The sequence below is a fragment of the Escherichia sp. WS568 genome, assembly GCF_046486085.1.
In the GTDB taxonomy this organism is placed as follows: domain Bacteria; phylum Pseudomonadota; class Gammaproteobacteria; order Enterobacterales; family Enterobacteriaceae; genus Escherichia; species Escherichia coli.
Map to the genome: position 1 here is coordinate 31516 of NZ_JBJQMC010000015.1, position 26511 is coordinate 58026.

At 48.7% G+C, this 26511-nt stretch carries 6 protein-coding genes; all 6 read left to right on the forward strand.

Translation table 11 applies throughout. The annotated features are described in order from the left end of the window. Positions 1-191: 191 nt before the first annotated feature. The 6 genes from ACJHWR_RS16650 to ACJHWR_RS16675 all read left to right on the forward strand — a co-directional run bounded on the left by ACJHWR_RS16650 (position 192) and on the right by ACJHWR_RS16675 (position 26324). Positions 192-3551 carry an STY4851/ECs_5259 family protein gene (locus tag ACJHWR_RS16650; protein WP_000960569.1) on the forward strand — a complete coding sequence of 1120 codons (3360 nt, stop codon included), beginning with the start codon at positions 192-194 and terminating at the stop codon, positions 3549-3551. Further along, entirely contained in the window at positions 3551-9865 is a 6315-nt protein-coding gene (locus ACJHWR_RS16655; RefSeq protein WP_000383119.1) for a DEAD/DEAH box helicase, read from the forward strand. The genes ACJHWR_RS16650 and ACJHWR_RS16655 overlap by 1 nt, the downstream gene beginning before the upstream one ends. Before the next feature lie 223 nt (positions 9866-10088). After that, positions 10089-12947, forward strand: a complete 2859-nt coding sequence (locus ACJHWR_RS16660) for a DEAD/DEAH box helicase (protein ID WP_001041505.1) — start codon at positions 10089-10091, stop codon at positions 12945-12947. Positions 12948-12949: 2 nt separating this feature from the next. Continuing rightward, positions 12950-17872, forward strand: a complete 4923-nt coding sequence (locus ACJHWR_RS16665) for a class I SAM-dependent DNA methyltransferase (RefSeq protein WP_001229647.1) — start codon at positions 12950-12952, stop codon at positions 17870-17872. After that, positions 17872-24213: a DEAD/DEAH box helicase gene (locus ACJHWR_RS16670; protein WP_000937966.1), complete on the forward strand. Its 6342-nt coding sequence runs from the start codon at positions 17872-17874 to the stop codon at positions 24211-24213. The genes ACJHWR_RS16665 and ACJHWR_RS16670 overlap by 1 nt, the downstream gene beginning before the upstream one ends. Beyond that, positions 24210-26324 carry an ATP-dependent helicase gene (locus tag ACJHWR_RS16675; RefSeq protein ID WP_000218180.1) on the forward strand — a complete coding sequence of 705 codons (2115 nt, stop codon included), beginning with the start codon at positions 24210-24212 and terminating at the stop codon, positions 26322-26324. The genes ACJHWR_RS16670 and ACJHWR_RS16675 overlap by 4 nt, the downstream gene beginning before the upstream one ends. Positions 26325-26511: the final 187 nt, after the last annotated feature.

Here is a 26511-nt window from a genome sequence, read left to right on the forward strand (position 1 = left end):
TGGATAGTTGTAATTGTTTAAAAAATAAACAAAACACACATAATTTATATGGTTAAGTTCGGTGTAGCGCTCATGATTGTAACAAGTTTTTTCGAGATATAAATGATTTGTCTCATTTTTAGCGAGTTCATCGGGTTGAGCTTTTTTATGATGATAGTAACCTGTTACGAATTGTATCAAAGGAAGGCAGGTTGCTTGTGAAAACTCCAGTTAACCCACTTTTGCAATGGCTTAACATGTTTTTTAGTCGCCGTTCATTATCCGGAGCTGATGGACGGGCGTTATATGCTTACCGTTGTACTGATACAGAGTACGAAAGTTTGGCAGAACTACTGCGTACATATGCCCCCCGTAGTTATCCAAGAACGATATTCATTTCCTATAGCGATGTTCTATTTAGCATATATGCCGCAGAGTTTATCCGCCGGACTCATACGGTCGGACACCCTAAATGGGACACAATTTTAGATTCTATTGACTGGAAAGTTCCGTATGTTCATCGACAGAAGCTGGTTAATGATGGCATTCGCTACTGGAAAAGAAAGATAAGAAACCTGGGGCAAGCTTCGGGTTATCTGCATACACTGGCTTGTGAAGGTGGTTTACCTATCCGCATGATTGAAAATGAGAGCGGTTATTTGATTACCTATTTCAGAAGGATATATCAGGCGCTTCGTGGGCAAGCATCTCAATATCCTGCCGCTAAAATTGCACAAGAATTAGGCGATACGATTCCTGTCACAATGCAAAACGAACTGGTCTATGAAATAGCCGGTGAATTCTGCGAGACTCTCTGCCGATTACTTAGTGAGCATCCACCTCAAAGCAGTGATCCCGTTTCTGCATTACGTAAGCTCTCTCCAGACTGGCACCTTCAACTTCCACTCGTTCTCCCCGAAGCGAATGCTGCAGAGATTGTAAGGCGATTACTTTCTCAATCTTCTGAAATACGCAGTGCAAGTAGTCTTCAGGTTGAAAGAATCTGGGTCGATGTTGATGACAGTTGGTATTGTGATGCCCGGTTCCGATTCCCGGCCACAATGCGTACAGAACAGTTAACCTCTTTGTTTGAATGCAATATTCAGCCGGAGCAGACCCGACTCATCATTTCAGGAAAATGGAGAAATGGCGGGGCAAGGTTGGCAATGCTAAGCCGTTATGAGCAGCAAGATTGGCGGGTCGAGTTATTACCTATTGCGATGCAAAAGCTCTCTGGTGCAGATGCAATGGCCGAAATCTCGTTGTCGCTTCATGAAGGTCCAATTCTGTTAGGCCACACAATTCCAAAAGGCGGTTATGAACTTACTGAAGAACTCCCCTGGGTTTTTGAAGCGATGAATGAGAGTGAATCGCAGCTAAAACTTGTCGGTATGGGGTCTGTGAGTTCCAGGCTAAATGCTCTGTTTATTTCGCTACCGAAAAATAGCCATTTAGATATTAGTGGAGAAGGTGAGTTTGATATCCCAAGGTTGCTGAAAAACAGTGAACGCAGCTTAACTAAAATAAGTGGAGTATTTAGCGTTGTTTTACATGATGGTGCAGTTTGTACAATTCGCACCCAGCAACTTTATGATTCTGCGATTGAATATTATATTAAATCGACAGAAGTTGAACTGGTTAAATCGGATTATCCTGTCCATCGAGCCTGGCCGAAGATCGGTTGGAAAAAGGATCTGCAATATGGCATTGTACCGGAGAAAGAACTTTTTTGGCGTTCCATTCGTTCAGGTAACAATGCCTGGTATTCTGTCGCATCAAAAATGCCAAAAGGACAGATAGAAGTCAGACGAATAGTTAATGATGAGGTTTTATTTAGCGGTAAAGTTGTAGTTTTACCAGCTGACTTCGATATTAATATTATACCTGAGAGTGCTCAGCAAGGCATCATAATGCTTTCTGGTATAACGGATACTAGAATTGACAAATATTCAAACAATGAAAAAGTAACACTTAAGTCCGATTATTCACAAAACGAGTGTGCTATTTATTATAATTCATCGGAGATGCTGGAAAATACCGTTGATTTACGGGTCTCCTGGAAAGATGGTTCTAATCTTAAACTATTATTACCTAAGCCGGTTAGCGGTGGCCGATTTGTAACTCATGATGGTTCTGTTCATTTTGATGGTGTGGCATCTATAGCGCATTTGCATGGAATAGATGCTGAGTTGTTAACCATATCTTGTGCTGGAAGAGGATATCTTAATATCGAGTTGTTGGATGAAAATCCAGTAGCTGAAAAATTCCGTTATTTACATGCCGACCTTCCTCTTTTATCAGGATGCAATGACAAATTAAAACAAATTTCACTTTATGAGAACTATAATTTGCTAAATGCTATGCTGGCATGTGCATGGAGCAGCAATAGTACATTATGTGTTGATTTTTACTCTGACAGATTTGGAAAGGATAAAGCAACACTCAGTATTAAACGCTACGATGGTAGTTTTATTGAACACGATCAAGGGTTACTGGTTGATATAAAAAATTCTGTTGTTTTTCCTGCAAATAGAATAGACGAGCTGGTTGTTGATGCTATTTCTCTTAAGGATCCTGGCTTACACATATCGTTGCTAAAAAAAGATGAATTTGCTTATGATCTTTCAGCTCTGAATGTTCAGGATAGCCCATGGTTAATTGTGGGGAAACTTGATGGTACAGCTCGCATTGCACCAGTAATTAAATGGGGGCTACCTGTATTACAGACAAATGATTTATTACTTAATGCTCTATGCGAAGCGGATTCCGAACAGCGAAAAAAATATTTTAATGAGCTAATTTTTGAAATAGATAACAATCCTTTGCAAAATTATTGCTGTTTATTAACGGAGTATATTAAGAAATACAAAATGAATAATGGCTTATCCTTGCTGGATCTGGATTTGTTCAGAGGTATTTCGAGTAATTACCGCGTAGTTGTTCAGTTGTTAATATCATCATGTCTTTCTGGTGATAGCGATACGATTTATGATATACAGGAAGAATTACCCTTTTCATGGGGATGGATTCCCGTTTCAATCTGGAAAGATGTTTTTCAAAAGTGTTGGGCTTATCTGGAAAAACAGATTAACGATAAAACATTAGCATTACATATATTGCAACCCTTTATTGCTTTTATGAACCATCGTGCACATATCGATCGTCGTCTGGCTCCCATTGCGAATATGTTACTTACATATAGCAAACTCCTACCAGCCGGTTGTAATGTCTTGCCAACTGTTAGTCGTGAGCAGTTTAATGAAGCTAAACAGATGCTATTAAGGAACCCCGACAGCTTTGGGCGTATCAGTATCTTCCCTAAAGAACTTTGGTCTAGTGCGATTACTCCAGAGTTAAAATCTGTTTTTAATAAGCTTTGGATTAAAAATAAATATCACTCACGGCTTGAAAAACGTTTTAATTTGATGTTAGTCGCAGCGCTGTTAACCCAAAAAGATAATAACTTGATACATCAACTGTCTGCGCTTTTTGAATTCCACTATCAGCAAGCCCCGCAGCAATTAGGGGTAATCTATCAATATTATTTTGAACAAGCAGGAGTATGTCATTGATGGACGTTCAGCAACTGCATTATGCGCCACTTCTAAATCAGCTTCATCAGCGCGCGGTGAGGTCGGTGGTAAGTCAGTTGGCATTGCGGAGCAAGTCGTTGACTCATTATCTGGAATCACAATATTTCCAGCCTCCCGGTCAGGAGGGGTCACTGCTTGCAGACCCGGTATTCGAAAGCACGTTCGGCTGGATGCCTGCGGATGAAACAATGGAGGATTTGCGGGACAAGCTAATTTCCAGCCCGCTGGTTGATGCATTGAGCAAAGCGCCGGTGCCATTTCGTCATCAACTTACGGCGTGGCGAACGATTCTGGAAGACAAAAAATCCTTGTTAGTGAGCAGCGGTACGGGATCCGGGAAAACAGAATGCTTTATGGTACCGGTTCTGGAAGATCTTATTCGTCAGCAAAAATCGACCCGTCAGTCACTAACAGGGACACAAGCTATTTTCTTGTATCCGTTAAATGCATTAATTAACAGCCAACAGGAGCGGCTTCGCGAATGGACGCGCGGATTTAAGGGGAAAATACGCTTCGCGCTATATAATGGCGAAACCCGGCATACCAAATACGAAGTTCAGGAAGATCAGTTGAAAGTACCTGAACAAGCTTTGAGTCGGGAAGCCATTTACGAAGCACCACCTTCCATCATGGTGACGAATACCACCATGCTGGAATATATGCTGATTCGTCGTAAAGATGCCCCAATCATCGAAAAGTCTCAGGGGATGTTAAAGTATATCGTCCTGGATGAAGCCCATAGTTATATTGGTTCTCAGGCTGCTGAGTTAGCGCTGCTTTTACGTCGTGTTATGCAGGCTTTCAATGTTGGACCGGGCACAGATAAACCTGTGCAGATTATCGCGACCTCTGCCACTATTGGTGAAGACTCTCCTGAAGGTAATAAGGAGCTTGCTAAATTTGTCGCTGATCTCGCGGGCGTTACAGAACGTGATGTCAAAGTGGTTCGCGGCTATCGACAAATACCGCGGGTATCGGAGTCGCTGATTCGTCATGAATATCCCACATCTTTAACTTCTCTTAAATCTTTGAGCCCTCAGGATCTTTACCAACAGCTTTGTCATTACCGTGTGGCCCAGCAATTGCGTCAGGCGTTAACTCATCCCGGACGGCAGGCAGTACGTTTGAGTGAGTTGCTCAATGTTGCCAGAAGAACCTGGCCAGATATTAATCACCGTGAGTTACTGCAACTCCTCGACCTAATGGCGAGATCGCGAGAAGGTGAACTGGCTTTTACGCCATTACGTATGCATGGGTTTATCAGAACACTGGCGGGTCTATGGGCATGTTCAAACAAACAATGCTCACATAAAGCGCATGAATTAAATCAGAGTGACTGGCCATTTGGTCAGGTATGGTTTGAGCAGCGCCAATATTGTGACTGTGGTGCGCCGGTATTTGAAGTTTTACGTTGCTCCGGGTGTGGTTCAGCTTATTTGTCTGCCAAAGAGGAGGTGCGCGGTGATGGAACGAACTGGTTGGTAGCGCAACCCGCCGCTGCCGAAGTGGATGAATTTGCTCTTGATGTAGATGTTTATTCTGAAGATGAAGACAACGACGAATTAGACAATAACTCTCAATTTGATCGTCTGATTGCGATCGATGGTGAAAAATATATCATTTCTCTGGAAGAAACGACGGCGGGGAAAATTGATAGTGAAGCGCAAAAGCACTATGAAATAAACCTGTTAAGACCGGAATCTCGAGGTGAGGGACGTAATAATTCCTTTGCTTGTGTTTGCTGTGGTGACACCCAACGAAAAAATAATCCTTTATTCCGTCCGCTTCGACTTGGCGCGCCCTTTTTTTTAAATGAAATTATTCCTACTCTGCTGGAGTTTTCACCATTACCGCAGACAAGAGAAGAGCAGTTAGGACCGTTTAATGGTCGACGTCTGCTCACCTTTACGGATTCACGTCAGGGCACTGCCCGCATTTCTGCCCGCTTACAGCAGGATGCCGATAAAGCGACGTTGCGAGCTCTTTGTTACCAGGAGTTGGCCAATATTAATGAGCCATCAGCAAAGCTCAGCCCGGCACACTGCGCATTGTTAGAGAGTTTTATTACCCAGTTTTCTATCCTTCCTTTAAAAAACTCTATTGACGCGCTGAAAAAAGCGATGGTTGCTAATGAAGAGCTTAGCCCGGCGGACATTCAGGCACTTAAAATTATCGAGCCGATGGTGAGTTCCTTAAGCCCGGATCATGCTGAAGCGATGCAAATACTCCAGGCTAACTCTGGCAATCAGCAGAAGAAAACCATGTCATGGCAAACACTGTCTGAACAGCTGGTTGGCAGTGTGGACCTTGCCGATAGAATGAGAGGCAGTTTTAAAGAATTGTCTGGGCTTGATCTTACTAAACAACAGTTTGCAGATTTTTGTTTATACAGTGAGTTTGGTCGCCGCCCTAAAAATGCCTGGACCCTCGAAAGTCTGGGTCTGGTAGCCATTCACTATCCATTTATTGATAAAGTTACAACCTGCCCGCAGGACTGGAAGACATTATTACCCGATCCCGATAAGCAATTAGCGGAATGGCGTAATTTATTGAAGATTACTCTTGATTTCTTTATACGTGAAAACAGTGCCGTTTTTTACGAAAACGAGCAATACCCTCGCTGGATGGGGGCTCGTTTCCCGGTAAAAATGCTCCAGGGTCCAGATAAAAAAAACAAAGGGCAGAAACGTGATCAACTTTGGCCACAAATACGCGATCGCCATTATAACCGGGTCATTAAGCTATTAATTGCAGTCTTTCCGGCAATACAACCTGAGCAGGCTCACTGGAAATCGTTAGTTAACCACTTAATGATTGAGGTCTGGGATGCAATTCGACCCTGCTTACGTCAGTTTGAGTCGGGTTATCAGCTGGATATTAAACAACAAGCTGAATTTTACAGTCCAAAGCAAGTGTGGCGTTGCCCCTATACTCGACGTGCGTTAGACGTCACGTTACTGGGATACTCTCCGTATTTGCCGGGTAGCAAAGAAATTGCACCTGAAAAAGCAGTGTTGATTGAAATGCCTGAGCTTCCTGTACGTCACTGGCGTTTGTCTGGTGGTGGAGAAATCGCCCGAGAAGAACGTCTGGAGTGGCTGGAAAGTAATGCGCTGATTCAACATGCCCGCGAGGAAGGATTATGGTCTACTCGCAGCGACCGACTGGCCCTGAAAGATAGCTGGTATCGTCTGGAGGAACACTCTGCGCAGAGAACGCCTGAGCAGAACCAGTTTAATGAAAAACAATTTAAGTCAGGCAAAGTTAATGTGCTGAACTGCTCCACGACCATGGAGATGGGGGTGGACATTGGTGGTATGAGTTTGGTGGCAATGAACAACGTTCCTCCAGCTCCGGCAAATTATTTGCAGCGTGCAGGCCGCGCGGGTCGACGTGGAGAGAGTGCATCTGCTGCCATTACGTTATGTAAAAACACGGCGCATGGAATGGAGGTATTCAAAGACCCCCTCTGGGCGTTCAACACTACTGCCAGTGCGCCACGGGTTCGTTTTGGGAGCAGCAGTATTGTTCAACGACATGTTAATGCCCTGGTTTTAGGTCTGTTTTTACGAGCTGAAGTTCCTGATGCGACAAAACTGAGTTGCAAATGGTTCTTTGAAGGTGATGAGAGCCAGTGTCTTCGTTTTCTCCATTGGTTAAATAACCAGGCCGATCAGCTGGCGGATAAACTTAAACGCCTTACTCAGGGAACCGTCCTGATGTCATTGACGGCAACCCAGCTCTTGACCCGCACACAAGCAATGATGCAGCAGGTTGATATCCGCTGGAGAAGCCAACTTGCGATACTGTTGGAAAATATCGAAGCGTTGAAGGCGGATAACAGCGCGTGGGAAGAAACGCCAGCAGGTAAAGCCATCGCTTATCAGCTTCGTGATTATCGCGGTGCATATCTGTTTTCTAAACTCATTAGTGAAGCGTTCCTGCCGGGGCATGGTTTCCCGGTTGGCGTCGTCAATTTCAATTATCTGACGGCAGATGAGCTGGAAAAACGTCGCGCAATAAAAGCCACTCAGGCTGACCCTAATGAAGGGGGAGAAAGCTTTTCTCGTCGTATTGAAAAATTGCCCAGCCGTGATTTGCCTACAGCATTACGCGAGTATGCTCCAGGTGCAGATGTGGTATTGGGCGGAAAAGTATATCGTTCCTCGGGCATTATGCTTGGCAAGGTACTTGCCAGCGGGCAGGAGCTGTCAGGCGATCATCATATTCCGTGGTTCTGGCATTGTCGTAAATGTGGTGCGGGGGCAACCAGTACTACCCGTCCTGTCGAATGTAGTCACTGCAAAGCGGATATACAGCAACTTGATGTGAAGCGTTATTTACAGCCTGTTGGTTTTGCGACAGATATCCGTTATCAGGCGCATAATGATGTATCCATGCCTGCACAACTTCCCTGGAAAGATCCACGTGTTCTTGTACCGTCTTCGGTGTGGGTTTCTTTACCCGATGCTGGGCTAGGACGTTACCGTTTTAGCCATAGTGGGGAATTGTTCCACTTCAGTGAAGGGGAATTTGGGCACGGCTACGCAATTTGCCTCTCATGTGGTCGGGCAGAATCTCAAAATCAACCCCAGCGTACCCCTGAAAATCTTAAGAACCCAGAGAGGGAAAATACGCATTACCTGTTGCGAGGGGGCAGTAACGATCGTCAGGGGAGCAATAAATTGTGCCACGGTCATGTGCATAAAGATCTGTGGTTGGGGTATAGCAGTCGTACAGATATGGTTGAGCTGCAACTCAATGATGATAATGGCCTGTTGATCCGTGATGAGGTTGCCGCGCGATCCCTTGCGGTCGCTTTGCGTGAAGGGTTAGCGCATAAATTGGGTATCGAAAATACTGAGCTGGGCGTGACGACGCAGCAAGCGCGCGATATCAATGGCTATACCGGATATTCCATCTTCATTTACGACAATAATGCGGGTGGTGCAGGTTATGCAGTGCAATTGATCGACCATTGGGCTGATGTCTTTAATTACGCCAGAAAATTGCTCGATTGCAGTTGCGATAAATTCTGTCACCACTGCTTGCTCAGCTACGACAGTCAGCATTATGTCAACAGATTAGATCGTCACCATGCATTAACCCTGCTTACCAATGTACGGTTGCAGCGACTTAACCTCGCGCCAGAATATCAGTACTTCGGCGATGGTAGCCGGGTTGAAACTAACCCGCTGAGTTTACGTATTGCGCAATGCCTGAACAGCGAGATTTATGACTCCTGCTCGCTGGTTCTTGCGGGGCCGCAGGAACAGTGGGATTTTGCCCAATGGCCATTATTTAAAGAGTTGCTCCAGTTTGCCTCCTCCGGTGGGCATGTTGAGTTGCTGGTGGCCACGCCGTTGGCAAACTTAACTGATAGCTCCAGACATCAGCTTTCCGCGTTGGCGGCGATGCCGGGAGGACGCTTACAAGTGAAATCCATTGCCACTGCGCAACTCATGCAAGGAAAGGGACGCTGGCTTGCGCAGGTGACTCGCGAAGGGCAAAGCCAACAGTGGGCCGCAGACGACAGCGCTACCGTTGCACCTGGTGAATTATGGGGACAAAGTGCGTCTTCACCAGTAGTGACACTTAAAGGAACGTCCGGAAAAACCTTCTTGGGTCAGATCTTAAGTGCAGAAGATTTACTGCCCGCCTTACCCACCGGGGCGGTGCGCATCAATCTCTGCGAACAACTGGACGGGCCGCTGGAAGGTTTTGGTTCGCGTTTCTGGTCGTTAGTCACGCAACAGCACGCTGGCTGGAAGCAGGCATTTACCCGCCACAAAGAGATAACGCATGTTGAGTACAGCGATCGTTATCTTAATAGCCCATTCACGGCGCGTTTGTTAGGTGAAATCTTAACTGAGCTGGTTGAACAGGGAATGGCGGAACGCGCCAGCCTCACTGTTTGCGTCAAAAAATTGGATTACAACTCTCGCCAACACGACGCTCTCTATAACGCGTGGCTTAATGAGGAAGATCGTCAGCAGGTTGTGACCACTTTACTTGAAGAAGGATATCTGGGGCCAGCGTGGCTGGGAGCAATTAGCTGGTTAACGGGGGATAACCAGAGTACGGAGCATGGACGAGAACTGACAGTCACCTTCAGCGATGGCAGTCAGCATTATGTCCTGCTCGACATGGGGCTTAGCTACTGGCGCTGTATTGAAGACACCTTCTTTGATTTTGCTCTACGAGTACCGCAGCAAGTTGAACGGCTGGCAAACACGCGAGCGCGAGCTGTTGCCCCGGGTAATGACCTTAGGAGTTATATTATCGCTGGATAAATAATTGCTCCCCTGAGGATATCTTCCAGGGGAGTTGACCCAGCTCACTTTTTAATAATTTTTGTTTGAAAATCATGCGCAAATTATGCGCATTCCCTCCCATTTTGTCACTTTGCCGGGGGCCTTCATGATATCTTTAAGGCCCTCTTTTTTATCGCAGTGTGCCGCGCCACATTTTTCAGGATGACGTTACCGCCACTGCCCCAAATAGACAGAAAAACCGATGAATAAGCAAAATTATGCACCTGGTATGCGGGTGGTTATTCGTGATGCCGAATGGCGTATTCGCCGGGCGGATGACAGTGGTGATGGTGGGTATTTGCTGACCTGCGATGGTATTTCAGAGCTTGTGCGCGGTAAAGAAGGGTTATTTCTGACCAAACTGGAACAAAAAGTAGAGATCCTGGATCCCGCAAAAACGCATTTGGTGGAAGATGAATCCGCCAATTATCAGGCGGCGCAGTTGTATATCGAAAGTCAGTTACGCCAACGCGTACCGACAGACAGTAAAGTCCATTTTGGTCATCTGGCGGCGATGGATTCCATGCCGTTTCAGCTCGACCCTACGCGGATGGCTCTGGCACAGCCGCGCCAGCGGATACTCATTGCCGACGCTGTCGGTCTGGGTAAAACGCTGGAAGCCGGTATTCTGGTTTCGGAGCTGATCCGTCGTGGGCGCGGAAAACGTATTCTGGTTCTGGCGGTTAAATCGATGCTGACACAATTCCAGAAGGAGTTCTGGAGCCGTTTTGCGATCCCATTGACCCGCCTGGATTCTGCTGGTTTACAAAAGGTGCGTAACCGCATCCCTACCAACCACAACCCGTTTCACTATTTTGACAAGACCATTATCTCCATCGATACGCTGAAACAAGACATTGAATATCGTCACCATCTGGAAAATGCCTGGTGGGATATTATTGTCATTGATGAGGCCCATAACGTCGCAGAACGTGGAACCAGTTCGTTACGCAGTAAACTGGCAAAACTGCTCGCCGGGCGTAGCGATACGCTGATTATGCTTTCAGCGACGCCGCATGATGGTAAGGCTGAAAGTTTTGCCAGCCTGATGAACATGCTTGACCCGACGGCGATCGCCAACCCGAAAGAGTATGAATACGCCGACTTTGCCGATAAAAATCTGGTTGTCCGTCGCTTCAAAAAAGACGTGAAAGATCAGATGTCCGGCGAGTTCCCCGAGCGCAATATTGTCAAACTGACTCGCCTGGCATCCGGTGCCGAAGAAGAAGCATACCGTCGCCTGGTTGAGAGTCAGTTCCGTGATGATGACGATGAACAGGCCCAGTCTAACAAAGGTCGTCTGTTCAAGATAACCCTCGAAAAAGCGCTATTTTCCAGCCCGATGGCGTGTGCCAGCGTAGTGGCTAATCGTCTGAAGCGTCTTGAGAGCCGTAAAGATCATAATAGCCAGAGCCAGATCAACGAACTGGAGTCATTGCTGTTGGCGCTGAATAACATTGATGCCAGCCAGTTTAGCAAATACCAGTTGCTGCTCGACACCATCCGAAAAGACCTCGCCTGGAAAGCCAATAACACGGAAGATCGCCTGGTGATCTTCACTGAAAGCATTAAAACGCTGGAGTTCCTCGAACAGCAACTGCGAGCGGATCTGAAATTGAAAGATGATCAGATCGCCACGCTGCGCGGCGATCAGGGCGATACGGTGTTGATGGAAACCGTAGAAGCCTTTGGTAAAACGCAGTCGCCGTTGCGTCTTCTGGTTTGTTCGGATGTGGCATCTGAAGGGATCAACCTGCATCACCTTAGCCACAAAATGATTCACTTTGATATTCCGTGGTCGTTGATGGTATTCCAGCAACGTAACGGGCGTATTGACCGCTATGGGCAAAAACATCAGCCTCAAATCCGCTATCTGCTTACCGAGGCCAGCGAACCGCAGATCAATGGCGATATGCGCGTACTGGAAGTGTTGATCAACAAAGACGAACAGGCGCAGAAGAACATTGGGGACAGTTCGGAGTTTACCGGCAAATTTACCCAGGAAGAGGAAGAAGAGCAGGTTGCAGAGTTCATGATGCAGGATGATGGTGCCAGCCTGTTTGATCAACTGCTGAACAGCAACGTCTCGGAAAGCGCCGAACATGATCTGTTTGGCGAAATATGCAGTGCGGTTTCCAGCGATGCCTCAATGGTCACCGAAACAGACACCAGCTTGTTTGCCAGCGAACAGGCGTACTGCGAAAGAGCATTGGGTTACCTGAAAGCCAGTGGTCAAACTATCCAGTATGAAACCTTGCCTGATAATACCTTGTCGCTGGTGGCGCCGGAGGAGTTACGCCGCCGCTTCAATCAGCTACCGCCTGAAATCGCGCCGGAGAACTGGCAGCTCTATTTAAGTCAGGATAAAACCGTCATCACCGACGCGATTGCACGCGCTCGCGGTGAGCAACATGCCTGGCCCGATGTGCAGTATCTCTGGCAAATCAACCCGGTAGTGCAGTGGCTGGACGATAAAATCTCTTCGGCTTTTGGTCGTCATCAGGCACCGGTTATCCGTCTGCCATACCTGCTTGAACCCGATGAAGATCACTTCATTCTTTCCGGGTTATTCCCGAACCGTAAATCACATCCGATGGTGAACCCGTGGATAGTGGTGAGCTTTAACCGTGAATCGCTAATCGGCAGTCAGCCATTTGCTGAGTTTTTACAACGTCATCCGCAGTTGAGTAACAAGCTGACTAACAGCGGCGGTAAAGATCGTAATCACCAGCGCCAGCAGGATTTACTGGAAGCGGCTATTGCTCATGCCCGGGAGGTATTCATCCATGATCGGAATGCGTTTGAAACGCACATTAACCAGCAACTGAATGAGCATCTGCAAAAGCTGGACGTTTTGCGTGGGCGGCAGTTGAGCCAACTTGAGCTGGATTTTGCCGATAACAAACAGCAATTGTCAGTTAAGCAGAGCCGTAAAGAGCAGAGACAACGCGAAATCGAACACAATTTTGACAGCTATATCGAATGGATTGAGGACACCATGACGACTGAAAAAGAACCCTACATTCAGGTAATTGCTGTTATCACCGGAGCGGAGGGTTAATCATGGCGCTGGTCGGTATTAATAACGAAAACGAATTTTACTCTAACCACTATTTGGGTGAGGTATTCACCAGTGATATCCGCGATGTGCTGGAACCCTGGATAGCCCAGGAAAATGCAGCGCGTGAAGCGGAGCGTGCCGCTCGTGAACAGGGCAAAGACGTAGAGCCGGGATACCGCGCTCCGTGGAACCAGTTTAACAGTCTGGCGACTGAGTTTTTCCGCAAACTTGCCGAGCACGAAAAACAGCGTCAGATCCCGCAGCGTCTGGCCGATCAACGTAATCGCTGGCAGCCATTGTTAAAGGCGCTGGGCTACGAAATTACGCCGCAGATCCAAATGCTGGATGACGATACACCACTGCCAGTACTGGCGCGTTACAACAGCACTGACGGTAGCCCGTGGCTGTGGATTGTTGAAGCACACGATCAGGAAGAAGGAACGCTGGATCCGCTGGCGCTCTCCTTACTGACCGCGCAATTCCCGGCGGATACCGACAAACATAAGCGCGACAGCCTGCGCAAAAAAGCCAACGGTGAATATCGCAGCTGGCAGGATCTGCTCTCTACGGCGGTCTTCACCCAAAATGAACCGCCGCGTTTTGTGCTGCTGCTCGGTAACCGTCAGCTATTGTTGTTGGACCGTACTAAGTGGGCGCAAAACCGTCTGCTACGTTTTGATTTTGAAGAGATTTTAAGTCGTCGTGAAACGGATACGCTGAAAGCGACGGCAGTGTTGCTACATAAAGATTCGCTGCTGCCGGGCAGTGGGGCACCATATCTTGACTCGCTGGATGACAATTCGCACAAACATGCGTTTGGTGTTTCGGAAGATCTGAAATATGCCCTGCGCGAAAGCATAGAGTTGTTGGGCAACGAAGCGATGCATTATCTGATCGACCGTGGCCTGGCAAACTATACCGGTAACCGTGCGGTGGACCCGGATGAACTGAGCCGCGAATGTCTGCGTTACATGTACCGCCTGCTGTTCCTGTTCTACATTGAAGCGCGCCCGGAGCTGGGTTATGCGCCAATGACAGCCAAAACCTATCTGCAAGGTTACAGCCTGGAAACGTTGCGCGATCTGGAGATGATCCCGCTGACCAGCGAAGAAGATCGCAACGGGCGCTACTTCCACGACAGCCTGAATATGCTGTTTAAACTGGTGCGCGAAGGCTACAACGGCGGCGTGAAAATGCAGAGTGACCTGGAGAGCGGCGACCGGATCACCATCCATAGTCATCAGTTCAGCGTCCCGCGTCTGGAAAGTCATCTGTTTGATGCCAACAACACGCGCATTCTTAACCGCGTGGTATTCCGTAACGAAACCCTGCAACAGATTATCCAGGCGATGTCGTTAAGCCGCCCGGGCAAAGGGCGCTTTAACCGCCGCGGACGTATTTCTTATCGCCAGTTGGGTATCAACCAGTTGGGTGCGGTGTATGAGGCGCTGCTCTCCTATCGCGGATTCTTCGCCAGCGAAGATCTCTACGAGGTGAAGAAAGCCGGGGAAGAGTTTAACGAGCTGGAGACGGGTTACTTCGTCAGTAAGGATGAGATTGGCAAATACCACGAAGACGAGAAGGTCTACGAGAAAGACGGCAGTCTGCGCATTCACCGCAAAGGCAGTTTTATCTACCGTATGGCCGGGCGCGACCGTGAGAAATCTGCCTCTTATTACACCCCGGAAGTGCTGACCCGCTCACTGGTTAAATATGCCCTGAAAGAACTGTTTAAAGAGCAAATTGATCCGATTACCGATCTGCACGCTAAAGCTGATGCCATCTTAAACCTCACCGTGTGCGAACCGGCGATGGGCAGCGCGGCGTTCCTTAACGAAGCCATCAACCAGCTGGCGGAAGCGTATCTGTTCCACAAGCAGCAGGCGGAAGGTCGCCGTATTCCGCAGGATCGTTACACCCAGGAGTTACAGCGGGTGAAAATGTACATTGCCGACAACAACGTTTTCGGCGTGGACTTAAACCCGGTGGCGGTGGAACTGGCGGAAGTGTCGCTGTGGCTGAACGCCATCAGTGGCGATGCCTTTGTACCGTGGTTTGGTTACCAGCTGCACTGCGGTAACTCGCTGGTGGGCGCGCGCCGTCAGGTGTTCAACAAGAGTGAACTGACCTACAAAAAAGCCAAAGATCCGAGCTGGCTTAACAGCGAGCCGGTCGAACTGGCGATGAACACGCCGCGTGAAGAGACGCAGATTTTTCACTTCCTGCTGCCCGACGGCGGTATGGCTAACTACAGCGATAAAACCGTTAAGCAGCGTTATCCGGATGACTTCAAAGCCCTGGACAGCTGGCGCAAAGAGTTTATTAAAAGCTTTGCCGGGCATGAGATTGCTGATGTGCAGCGTATCAGCGAAAAGGTGGAAGCTCTGTGGAACACCTATCGCCAGCAACTTAAAGCAGAACGTCTGAAAACCGCCGACAGCTACCCGGTGTGGCCGGCAGAAAACAGCGAGCAGACGCGTTCTTCGCTGAGCAGTAAAGATGAAACCTTCAGTGGTCGTCTTGAAGATAACAGTGCCTACCAGAAGCTGCGTTGGGTGATGGACTACTGGTGCGCGCTGTGGTTCTGGCCGATCGACAAAGCCGATGAGCTACCGGATCGCGGCACCTGGTTGTTTGAGATTGAAACCCTGCTCGACGGGATTGTAATCACGGAAAAAGTCACTGAAGTTGCGGAGCACACCACCGGCGATCTGTTTGCCGAAGAAGGTCTGCTGCGAGAAGAGTCTTCACTGTTTTCCGGCGCAGGTCGTCTGAAAACCGAGGTGTTGTTCCGTCATTTGCCGCGTCTGGCGATTGTCGATGCCCTGAGAAAGCAGTACCGTTTCTTCCACTGGGATCTGGAGTTCTGCGACCTGTTTGCCGAGCGCGGCGGTTTTGACCTGATGCTCGGAAACCCGCCGTGGCTAAAAGTTGTATGGGAAGAACGCGGAATATTGGGAGATTATAAACCTGAGCTTGTACTGCACAATCTTAGCGCTGCCAATATATCTTCTCTCCGAGAAGAATCTTTTGCACGAGTCTATGGATTAGAAGATGCATGGCGAAGTGAGTTTGAATCTGCCGTTGGATTACAGAACTATCTAAATAGTCAGCAAAATTTTTCATGCTTGTTAGGGCAAAAAACAAATCTATATAAATGTTTTTTACCAGTCTCATGGCGACTTATTTCTGAACATGGTGTTTCAGGGTTATTGCACCCTGATGGAGTTTATGATGATAGCAAGGCGGGGGAACTTCGTGCCAAAATTTACTGCCGTTTGCGTGACCATTATCAATTTCAAAATGAATTAGGGCTTTTTCCCGATGTTCATCATGCAACAACATTTAGTATTAATATTTATGGTCCATTGCAAGAATCGCCTTCATTTACACACATGTCAAATTTGTTCTCTGTGTATACAATAGATTCAAGTATTTTGCATGATAATCAAGGGGAAATTCCTGGTATCAAGGAAGAATCTTACAATGGGGATAAACTGAAAATAAATTGGAATATATCACCCCATAAATCAAGAGTATTAACAATTACTATTGATGAGTTACGTTTGTTTGCGGGGATATTTGATGATAATTCAACACCTGCACTGCACGCAAGGCTTCCAGCTTTACATACAGTACAATTATTGGAAGTTTTACGTAAATTTGATGTTAAATCAAAAAAACTATCTTCAATAAAAAATAATTATTATTCTACAGTGATGTTTGATGAAACATTTGCTCAAAGAGATGGTACAACTAAAAGGAAAACGGAATTCCCCTCTGGAATTTCACAATGGATATTATCTGGACCACATTTCTTTGTGGGGAATGCTTATTACAAAACGCCACGGACTTTATGTAAATTAAATAGTGACTATGACTCCATTGATTTGATGACTATTCCTGATAATTATATGCCTAGGGTTAATTATATTCCTAATTGCGAGTATTCCGATTTTCTAAATCGAATTCCGACAGTTTCTTGGGATGGTAATGTCTTTCCTGTGACTAATGGCTATAGATTTGTTAATCGGGAAATGATAGGTTCAACTTCTGAACGAACTTTCATCGCAACTATAATACCTCCCGGTATTTCTCATATTAATACGTGTCTAAGCACTATTTTTAAACATGACTATGATTTACTTGATTTCTTTTCGATGTCTTTGTCCATTGTCGTAGATTATAGAGTCAAGTGTACTGGCATGGGGCATGCGAATCAGTCATTAGTTAATCAACTTCCATTATTAAGTAATGAGAAGTTTAGAGCCTCTTTACATGCAAGGTCGATGGCTTTGGTTAGTATAACAGAGCATTATAAAAAATTGTGGTGTTCCATTTATTCCTCAGAATTTAAAATACAATATTGGAGCCGCGATCTCCCACAGCTCCCCCAGGATTTCTTCACCAATCTGACCCCAGAATGGCAGCGTAACTGCGCCTTACGCTCCGACTACAGCCGCCGTCAGGCGCTGGTGGAAATCGACGTGCTGGTGGCGCAGGCGCTGGGGCTAACCCTCGAAGAACTACTCGCCATCTACCGTATTCAGTTCCCGGTGATGCGCCAGTACGAAGCGGACACCTGGTACGATCAAAACGGTCGCATTATCTTTACCCCAAGCAAAGGGCTGGTGGGCGTTGGCTTGCCTCGTACCGCGCGTAAAGCTGACCTGAAAAACGGCTTTGTCTTTAACGTCGACAGCCCGGACTGGACCGGCGGTGACTGCACCGATCAAGCCATCGGCTGGGATGATGTCAAACATCTGCAAACCGGTACCGTCAGCGTTACCTTTGATGACTATACCCGCAGCGACGAAGGCGAGCGCCGTACCGTCACCTGGCAGGCACCGTTTATCAAGCCGGATCGCGAAGACGACTACAAAGTGGCCTGGGCGTTCTTTGCACAAGATAAGGAGAGCGCCTGATGTTGCCGTCCGTTGTCAGTCGGCAGGTCGCCGACAGCGTTGCCGCCTTTTTACGGGCGGCGTTCCCGCTAAACAGCCCGCTGTTTAACGGTGAGAATAACGATAATGTCTCAATGCTGGAGCAATTTCTGGCCCAGCCCGAAACGCTGCTGAAAGGACCATACCTTTCCGCCCAGTTGCCGTTTCGTAAAAGTGACTTACCGCTGAATTTTTTCCCTAATCTGACGCTGCCGTTCCCGCCGCACGCGCATCAGGCCCGGGCATTTCAGCGTCTGGGAAGCGACGCGCCACAGCCGACGCTGGTCGCAACCGGTACCGGCTCCGGTAAAACAGAATGTTTTATGTTCCCGCTGCTCAACCACTGCGCGGGCGCGTCACAAGCCGGGGTTAAAGCAATTATCATCTACCCGATGAACGCCCTGGCAACCGATCAGGCCAGCCGTTTCGCCAAAACCATCGCCAGCGATCCACAACTGCATGGCAAGGTGACCGTCGGCTTGTTTGTCGGCGACAGCGAAATCGAACCCAGCAAGAAAATGTCGGCAGAAAAGGTCATTACCTGTAAGCACACGCTGCGCGAAAGCCCGCCGGACATCCTGTTGACCAACTACAAAATGCTCGACTACCTGCTGATGCGCCCTGGCGATCAGCCGCTCTGGCGTTACAACCAGCCCGGCTCATTGCGTTACCTGGTCGTGGATGAATTGCATACGTTTGATGGCGCGCAAGGGTCGGATCTGGCCTGTCTGGTGCGACGTCTGAAGCATCACATAGGTGTGGATAACCAACGATTCGCCTGCGTCGGGACATCAGCTACCGTCGGCGACGAACTGGGGCAACTGCTCGATTACGCAAAAACAATCTTTGACCAGCCGTTTACCGATGACGCCGTTATTCGCGAAGATCGCTACACGGCAGCGGAGTACTTGCAGGATTATGCCATTGCGTACAGTCAGTATCCGGGGCCGGAGGTCGCTTCGGCCCTGGACCCGCAGAGTTACGCTACCCCGGTAGCGTATCTTAACGGGCAAATCCCTTTGTGGTTCCCCGACAGCGACTTGCAACTCCCGGACGATCTGGAGAGCGACGACGGGCGTGAAAAGCGTATTGCGCTGGGGTCACTGTTACGCCGCCACAGCGTGATGCATGTCTTACTCCATGATCTGCAAGGCGGGATCCTCTCTGAACGAGAGTGTCTGGAAAATCTCCAGGTTATGCTGGCAGAAAGCGCCGACCATGCCCGACGCGTGCTGCAAAGCATTCTGGCACTGATCGCGCAGGCACGTCTCGAAGTACCGGAAACGGAACACGATCGGCAAAAACGTCTCCAGGCGAAGAAAGTGCGTCCGGTGCTGCCATTTGTGCAACTGCGCTCCCAGTTGTGGCTTCGTGAGATGCGTCGTCTGGTCGCCAGCGTGGCGAAAACGCCGCGACTGGTGTTTGCCGATGATGTGGCGGTGGAAGACCGCGAACACTATTTGCCGGTTATCCACTGCCGTGACTGCCACGCAACCGGCTGGGCCAGCCTGCGTCATGGGCAAAGCGTTCAGCTGGAAACAGACCTCGACGGCATTTATCGCCAGTTCTTTGAAAAAGGGCGCTCCATCGTCCTCGCTTTCCCGGATAACAACGAAAAAGCGGTCAGTGGCGCACACCAGAAACTGTGCCCTACCTGCCTGAAACTGAACCGACAGTCCAGCGTCCAGTGTGGACATTGTGGTCATACAGAGCTGTTGCAGGTACTGATCCCGGATATGCTCAAAGAGCGTAAGGACGAGCTGGAGTTTGCTAATGAATGCCCGTACTGCAACAGCAAACAGGGGATTTCGATTTTGGGGTCACGGGCTGCCAGTCTGTCGGCGGTGATGATTCACCAGCTTTATGGCAGCCAGTTCAACGAACATAAAAAGCTGATTACGTTTTCTGACTCGGTACAAGACGCCGCGCATCGTGCCAGCTTTTTTACTGCCCGAACCTGGCCGCTGATGATTCGTGGGCAAATCGCCAGTGTTCTTGGCGAAAAAGAGACATTACCGCTGGATGCGTTCGCGGCGCGTGTTTGCCAACAAACGCGTGAACGTTCACCGGACGATGCTCATTTTGCAGCGAACTTCATCGCACCAAATATGCAGTGGCTGAATGATTATCAGACGCTGAAAAATGAAGGCAAACTGGCGGAGAACTCCGATCTGCCGGAGCTGGTTTCCCTGCGCCTCGACTGGGAGGTGTACAGCGAATTTACCCTGCGCGCGCGTATCGGACGTACGCTGGAAGCCACCGGTTATGCCGTTGCCGGAGTGGATAAAGAACGCTTTAATCCGGCAATTACCGCCCTGCATCAACAGCTTTGTGAAGAGCTGGGTGATGAGATGTCCGGTGTGAGCGTCGAGCAGGTCGCGCACCTGGCGCTGGGGGTTATTTGGTATCAACGCCAGGCCGGGGCCGTTATGCATCCGGCGTTCGAAAGTTATCGCCGTGATGGCACGACCTTTATGATGACGCAAAAAGAGCGTACCTCGCGCTATATGCCTTCTATCGGTCCGAAAACGCGTAAACCGGCTTATGCGTCGTTTGAAAAAATTAATGGTTTCCATCGCCTGATTGGCGCGAAGTCTAACCCCAGTTGGTATCAGCATTGGATCAATCGCACGCTGAGTAACGGCAATAATCTGTTTATCAGTAGCGTTGCGGAAACGGTGTTACGACGCCTGTTTACGGCGTTGAAAATAGCCGGAGTAGTAAAAGATTTTGACACCAAAGGGCGTGAAGCCTGGGGACTGGTGCCTTCGGCGCTGGTGGTGAGCCGTGACGTCGTTCAGCTTAATTGCTCATGTTGCCGTGAGGTTGTCCGGGCTCCGGCCGATCAAGGCTGGCAGTGGCGTAATGCGCCTTGTCTCTCTTTACGTTGTGAAGGTCGTTACCAGGAAGTCGACAATACGGCGACCTGGCGTTGGGAGAACATGGACATCGCGCGCGTGCAGGGCGCAGAACACACGGGGCTGCTTAGCCGTGAAGATCGCGAAGCCACCGAAAAATCGTTCTACCGCGGCAACCAACCGTGGAATATCAACCTGTTGTCGGCAACACCGACGCTGGAGATGGGTATCGACGTTGGGGATCTTTCCACCGTTTTACTCTGTTCTGTCCCACCTGCTCAGGCCAACTACTTGCAGCGTATTGGTCGCGCCGGTCGTAAAGATGGTAACGCGTTAAACATTACCGTGGCAGAAGGGAACCCGCACGATCAGTTTTTCTTTGAAGAACCACTGGAGATGATGCAGGGCCAGGTGCAGGCTCCTGGCGTCTTCCTCAATGCAACGGCTATTCTCGAACGCCAGCTGGCAGCTTTTTGTATGGATAACTGGGTGAAAACCGGTGTACCAGAATCCGCTATCTGTAAAAACGTCAAACAGATGCTGGATGAGCTGGAGTTCGGGCGTAAATCGGGTTTTCCGTATAACTTACTGAGATATATCGAACAGCATCATGCGGAGATTGCTGCACAATTTACGGCGATCTTCCCCGATCTTGCCGCAGAAACTCGCCAACAGTTGTTGTCTTATCTTCAGGGTGCGCCTGGACAGCGTTCGCTGGTGCAGCGTATCGAAGAAGCGTTAAAACTGCTGGTGGAAGATCGCAAATCTCTGCGTTCACGCATCGATAAACTCAAGCGCAGTATCGATAAGCTGGAGAACGCGCCGCGCGATCAAAACTTTGACAGCGATATGCGCGAGTTAACTTCAGAACGGCAGGCGCTGATGGCGCTGGTAAATCAAATCAACAATAAGCAGACGCTGAATTTCCTCACGGATGAAGGTCTGCTGCCTAACTACGCCTTCCCGGAAGCCGGTATTACGTTACGTTCTGTGCTCTGGCGGCGTAAAGAAGGCGGGGAAGCGCGTGAATATCAAAACACCACTTTCGAATATGAACGCCCGGCATCAACGGCGCTGGCTGAGCTGGCTCCGCTGAATAATTTCTATGCCGGTGGGCATAAAGTTGAAATTGAGCAGATAGACCTGAAGGTCTCTGAGCCGGAGAACTGGCGTATCTGTAGCCACTGTAACTACAGCGAAAATATCGACCAGACGGGCGACCAGCATAAATATTGCCCGAAATGTGGCACACCGGGGTGGGCCGACGCCGGACAAAAAACCACGCTGCTGAAACTTCGCCAGGTGTATGCCCGCGCCAGCGCACGTGATAGCCAGATCAGCGACGAGAGCGACAGCCGTGAACCTGCTTTCTTCCAGCGTCAGCTATTGGTTAGTTTCGAAAAAGAAGATGTATCGGCGGCATACGCGATTGAGGAAGGCGAAGTTCCGTTTGGTTTTGAATTTTTAAGCAAAGTCACCCTGCGGGATATCAACTTCGGCAAAATGGCGGATGATGCCAATGAGTTGATGATTGCCGGAGAAGCGAAGAAGCGAACCGGGTTTAAAGTTTGCCTCGGGTGCGGCATGGTGCAGCGTCCTCGCGATCATGAACCACGTCATGATTTGAGCTGCAAATATCGCACGGAACCCGAAAAGGCGAAGTTCGAAGATTATCTCTATCTCTATCGCCAGCTGGAGTCAGAAGCGTTGCGTATTCTGCTCCCGGTAAGCAGTTACAGTAATGACCGTGTCGTGGAGGCTTCTCTTGGGGCGGCGATCCAGCTAGGTCTTAAACATTACTTCAAGGGGAATGTCGATCACCTGAAAGGCGTTGTGTACCGCGAGCCGGAAAATGAAGGCGAATCCTGGCGGCAGTATCTGGTGATTTACGATACCGTCCCGGGGGGAACTGGTTCTCTTAAAGAGCTGATGCGCACTCCCGACAATTTGCTGAAATTACTTGAACTGGCCTATCAGGCGATAGTGGAATGCAGTTGCAACCATGATACGCATAAAGATGGTTGTTATCGTTGCGTTTACGCTTACCGTGACCGTGGGCGCATGAAGTATGTCTCCCGCGATCAGGCGCGTCTCTTGCTGGCGAAAATTTTGCAGGCAAGAGATTCGATACGGGTAATTGATTCCATCAAAAACATTTCCCTCGAAGCCATGATGGGCAGTGAGCTGGAAAAACGGTTTATTAGCTGCCTGCAAGAAAATAAAAACCTGATTGTCAGTCGCAGTTACGCGCATCAGGGCGCTGGGTGGATTATTAACACCCGCAGCGAACCGATGATGAGCTGGCATCTTAAAGCTCAGGTGGATTTAGGCGCTAAAGAGGCGGTGGGGATCCCTTGTCGCCCGGATTACGTGCTATATCCGCTTATGCAGTCTGATGCCATTAAACCGGTAGCTATTTTCCTTGATGGCTTTGCGTTTCACAAAAATAGCGTCGCAGAGGATGTGCAAAAACGCCAGGCGATTCGGGATAGCGATAATTTCTGGGTGTGGACAGTCACGTGGGCCGATCTCAAAGAGCCTGGGCTTAAACATGTTCAGGATGTCCTGGGGCTTGGGCATAACCCGGATATGAAACAGCCTAAGTTTTATAACCTGTTTCACGATACCAACTTTGCGGCCCTTGAAGCGTCGTTCCGGGAACGCAACAGTTTTGCACTGCTGCTGGATTATCTCGCCGATCCGGGAGGAAGAACGCAGTTATGGCAGAAAATGGCTGCTGCACATGCCTGGGTGTGGTTGGATGTGAAGAAGTCACAGGACGCGGGAACGAAACAAAAGTATGCCTATGAAATGCAGGAAAACGCGCCAGCCTGGCGGCTAGCAGAGCTTTTGCCAGACGAACCGTTTGTCTTTGGTGGTTTACTCGATAGCTGTAACTCATCGCAGCAATTTATTGAGCTGGCTTCGGTGTTGCCACAACAAGCCATTAAACCGACGACCAGTGTCGCACAAATGCGCAGCTGGCTGCGTTTGCATATCTGTTTTGACGATCGCTATACGCAGGATGACGGTTATGAAGCGGGACTCAATGGCTTCTGGCGACTGGTAAACCTGTTACAGTTCCTGCCGGATATGACCTTTACCAGCCGTAAAGCCGTGCATTTACCGCAGGAAAGCGTTGACGTTAAAGTTACGGCAACGCCAGAGGCAGTACCAGAGACTGATGAAAGTTGGGCTGAGATTATTGAGTTTGGCTTATTAAGCGCTGAAGAGATCGCGTTGCTTCAGTCTCATTCTCTCTCTGCGCCGACTCTCGGCTACGAATTGCAAAATGATGAAGGTGAAATTATTGCGGAAGCCGATCTCGCCTGGCCATCACAAAAATGGGCATTGATTATTGATAATCAAGAATTTATTCCATTATTCACAACCAGGGGTTGGCACGTTGCATTCGGGCCAATTGACGAAAATACATTGCAACATCTGTCCGGAGGTGACAAATGACGGTGCAAACGCCCAAGGTGGCACTTTCTGATGGTTTTCTGGGCGCATTCGCGCGGATCCCAAAAGCACAGCAAAAAAAGGTGCAGGAATTCATCTCCAAATTCCGTCAGGACCCGACCAGTAATGGACTTAACTATGAAAAGATCCACGATGCGCGCAGTAAAAATGTCCATTCGGTGCGAATCGATCAAACTTATCGCGGCATTGTTCTGAAACCTGAACAGGGTGCCCTGTATATGCTGATGTGGGTGGATAAACACGACGAAGCATACGACTGGGCGCGGCGGCATGATTGTTCAATTCACCCGGTTACCGGCGCAATTCAGGTTATTGATATTAGCTATATCAAACCGGCAGCGGAAACAGTGGTTGATAAACCGAAACTCTTCGCAGCTTACAGCGCGGAACAGATTCTGGCCCTGGGTGTGCCGCCTGTCTTTATTGATCAGGTGATGGCGCTTACCGATGAAGCCGGGCTTAATCAACTTGAAAGCATAATGCCAGCAGAAGCCTGGGAACCCCTGCATTGGCTGGCAGAAGGGCTGGATTACCAGGAAGTGCTGGAAGAGTTTAACGATCATCGTGATGAGCCTGTTGATACCAACGACTTTATGGAGGCGATTGAACGAAGTAAACGTCGCTTCTATGTCGTTGAAAATGAACAGGAGCTGTTGCAGATGCTTAATGCGCCTTTAGAAAAATGGCGTGTATTTCTGCATCCGAGCCAGCGAAAACTGGTGGAGTCGCCCGCTAATGGTCCGGTACGAGTACTGGGCGGTGCAGGTACAGGGAAAACGGTTGTTGCAATGCACCGTGCGCGGTGGTTATCTCAGCGTCTGGTAGATAAACCCGGTAAGAAGGTACTTTTCACGACCTTTACGCGTAACCTGGCGGCAGATATTCGCGCTAATCTCCAGCGGTTGTGTACGCGAGAAGAGATGGCGCGTATTGACGTCGTTAACATTGATGCCTGGATGAGCGACCAACTAAAACGCCACGGTTATGATTTCCGCGTGGTATACGACAGCGATGAAGGGCGACGTAAATGCTGGAACTATGCCTTGCAGCAGGCACCTGCCGAACTGGGGCTACCTGACAATTTCTATGCTGAAGAGTGGCAACGCGTTGTCCAGCCAAATGCGGTTTACACCCGGGAGGAATACCTCAAAGTCAGCCGGGTTGGACGTGGTACAGCGTTATCCCGTATTCAACGGGCGAAAATCTGGCCAGTTTTCGAAGAATTCAGAGCACAAATGGCGCGTGCCAAACTGCGCGAAATGGGCGATGCCATGCATGAGGCTATTGTTCTGTTTAAAGAAAAGCAGGTCCAACTACCTTATAGCAGTATTGTCGTCGATGAAGCTCAAGATATCGGTGCCCCGGCATTTACTCTTATTCGCAGCCTGGTTCCCGAGTCGCCCAACGATCTGTTTATTGTCGGGGATGGGCATCAGCGTATTTATCGCAATAAGGTCGTTCTTGGTCAGTGTGGTATTAACGTCCGTGGTCGTCGCAGTAAAAAATTGAAGATTAACTATCGGACCACAGAAGAGACGCGTCAATTTGCTGTTGGGCTGTTAACTGGTGTGAAGGTTGATAACCTCGATGGCGAAGCGGATACCAGTAATGATTATTTGTCATTACTGCACGGGGAAAAGCCCATGATTACGCATGCGGCAGATTTCAAAGAAGAGGCTGCAACACTCGTCAAGCAAATTCAGGCATTGCTGGCGAATCAGGTTCGTTCTCAGGATATCTGCATTACTGCGCGTACTAAACATGCTTGCGACCGCTACGCATCAGCACTCAATGACGCCGGAATTGAGACATTTAATTTAGGCAATGATAGCGGTGACAGCGATGCACGCCCAGGCGTGCGAGTTGCAACGATGCACCGTATTAAAGGGCTTGAGTTCCAGTATGTGTTCCTGGTGGGGATTAACGAAGGCGTTGTGCCGGAAATAAAAGCATTAGCATCCGATGATCCCGTTGAACAGCGTGATGCATTATTTAATGAGCGCGCGTTACTGCATGTGGCTGCAACCCGTGCCGTAAAAGGGCTGTTTGTTTCATCATCTGGTATCCCTAGTCCGCTATTAGTGGCTGATTGATAATATGTCCGAAACAGACCAGGAGCCGAAACGCTCCTGGTCTATATAACCGTTCTGGCAACTGGCGATATTTATATTGTTTAGCTCCCAACAGCCAGACAATATCAGCTTAGAAATTATATTCGCTTATGCGGTTAGCATATTGCACAGTACAACCTGTTTTCTCTATATCTAACGTAACATCAGG

What these genes read in the sequence shown, in the direction of transcription:
- ACJHWR_RS16655 (WP_000383119.1), top strand. Translation starts at nt 3,551, where the DNA reads ATGGACGTTCAGCAACTGCATTATGCGCCACTTCTAAATCAGCTTCAT.
- ACJHWR_RS16660 (WP_001041505.1), top strand. Translation starts at nt 10,089, where the DNA reads ATGAATAAGCAAAATTATGCACCTGGTATGCGGGTGGTTATTCGTGAT.
- ACJHWR_RS16665 (WP_001229647.1), top strand. Translation starts at nt 12,950, where the DNA reads ATGGCGCTGGTCGGTATTAATAACGAAAACGAATTTTACTCTAACCAC.
- ACJHWR_RS16670 (WP_000937966.1), top strand. Translation starts at nt 17,872, where the DNA reads ATGTTGCCGTCCGTTGTCAGTCGGCAGGTCGCCGACAGCGTTGCCGCC.
- ACJHWR_RS16675 (WP_000218180.1), top strand. Translation starts at nt 24,210, where the DNA reads ATGACGGTGCAAACGCCCAAGGTGGCACTTTCTGATGGTTTTCTGGGC.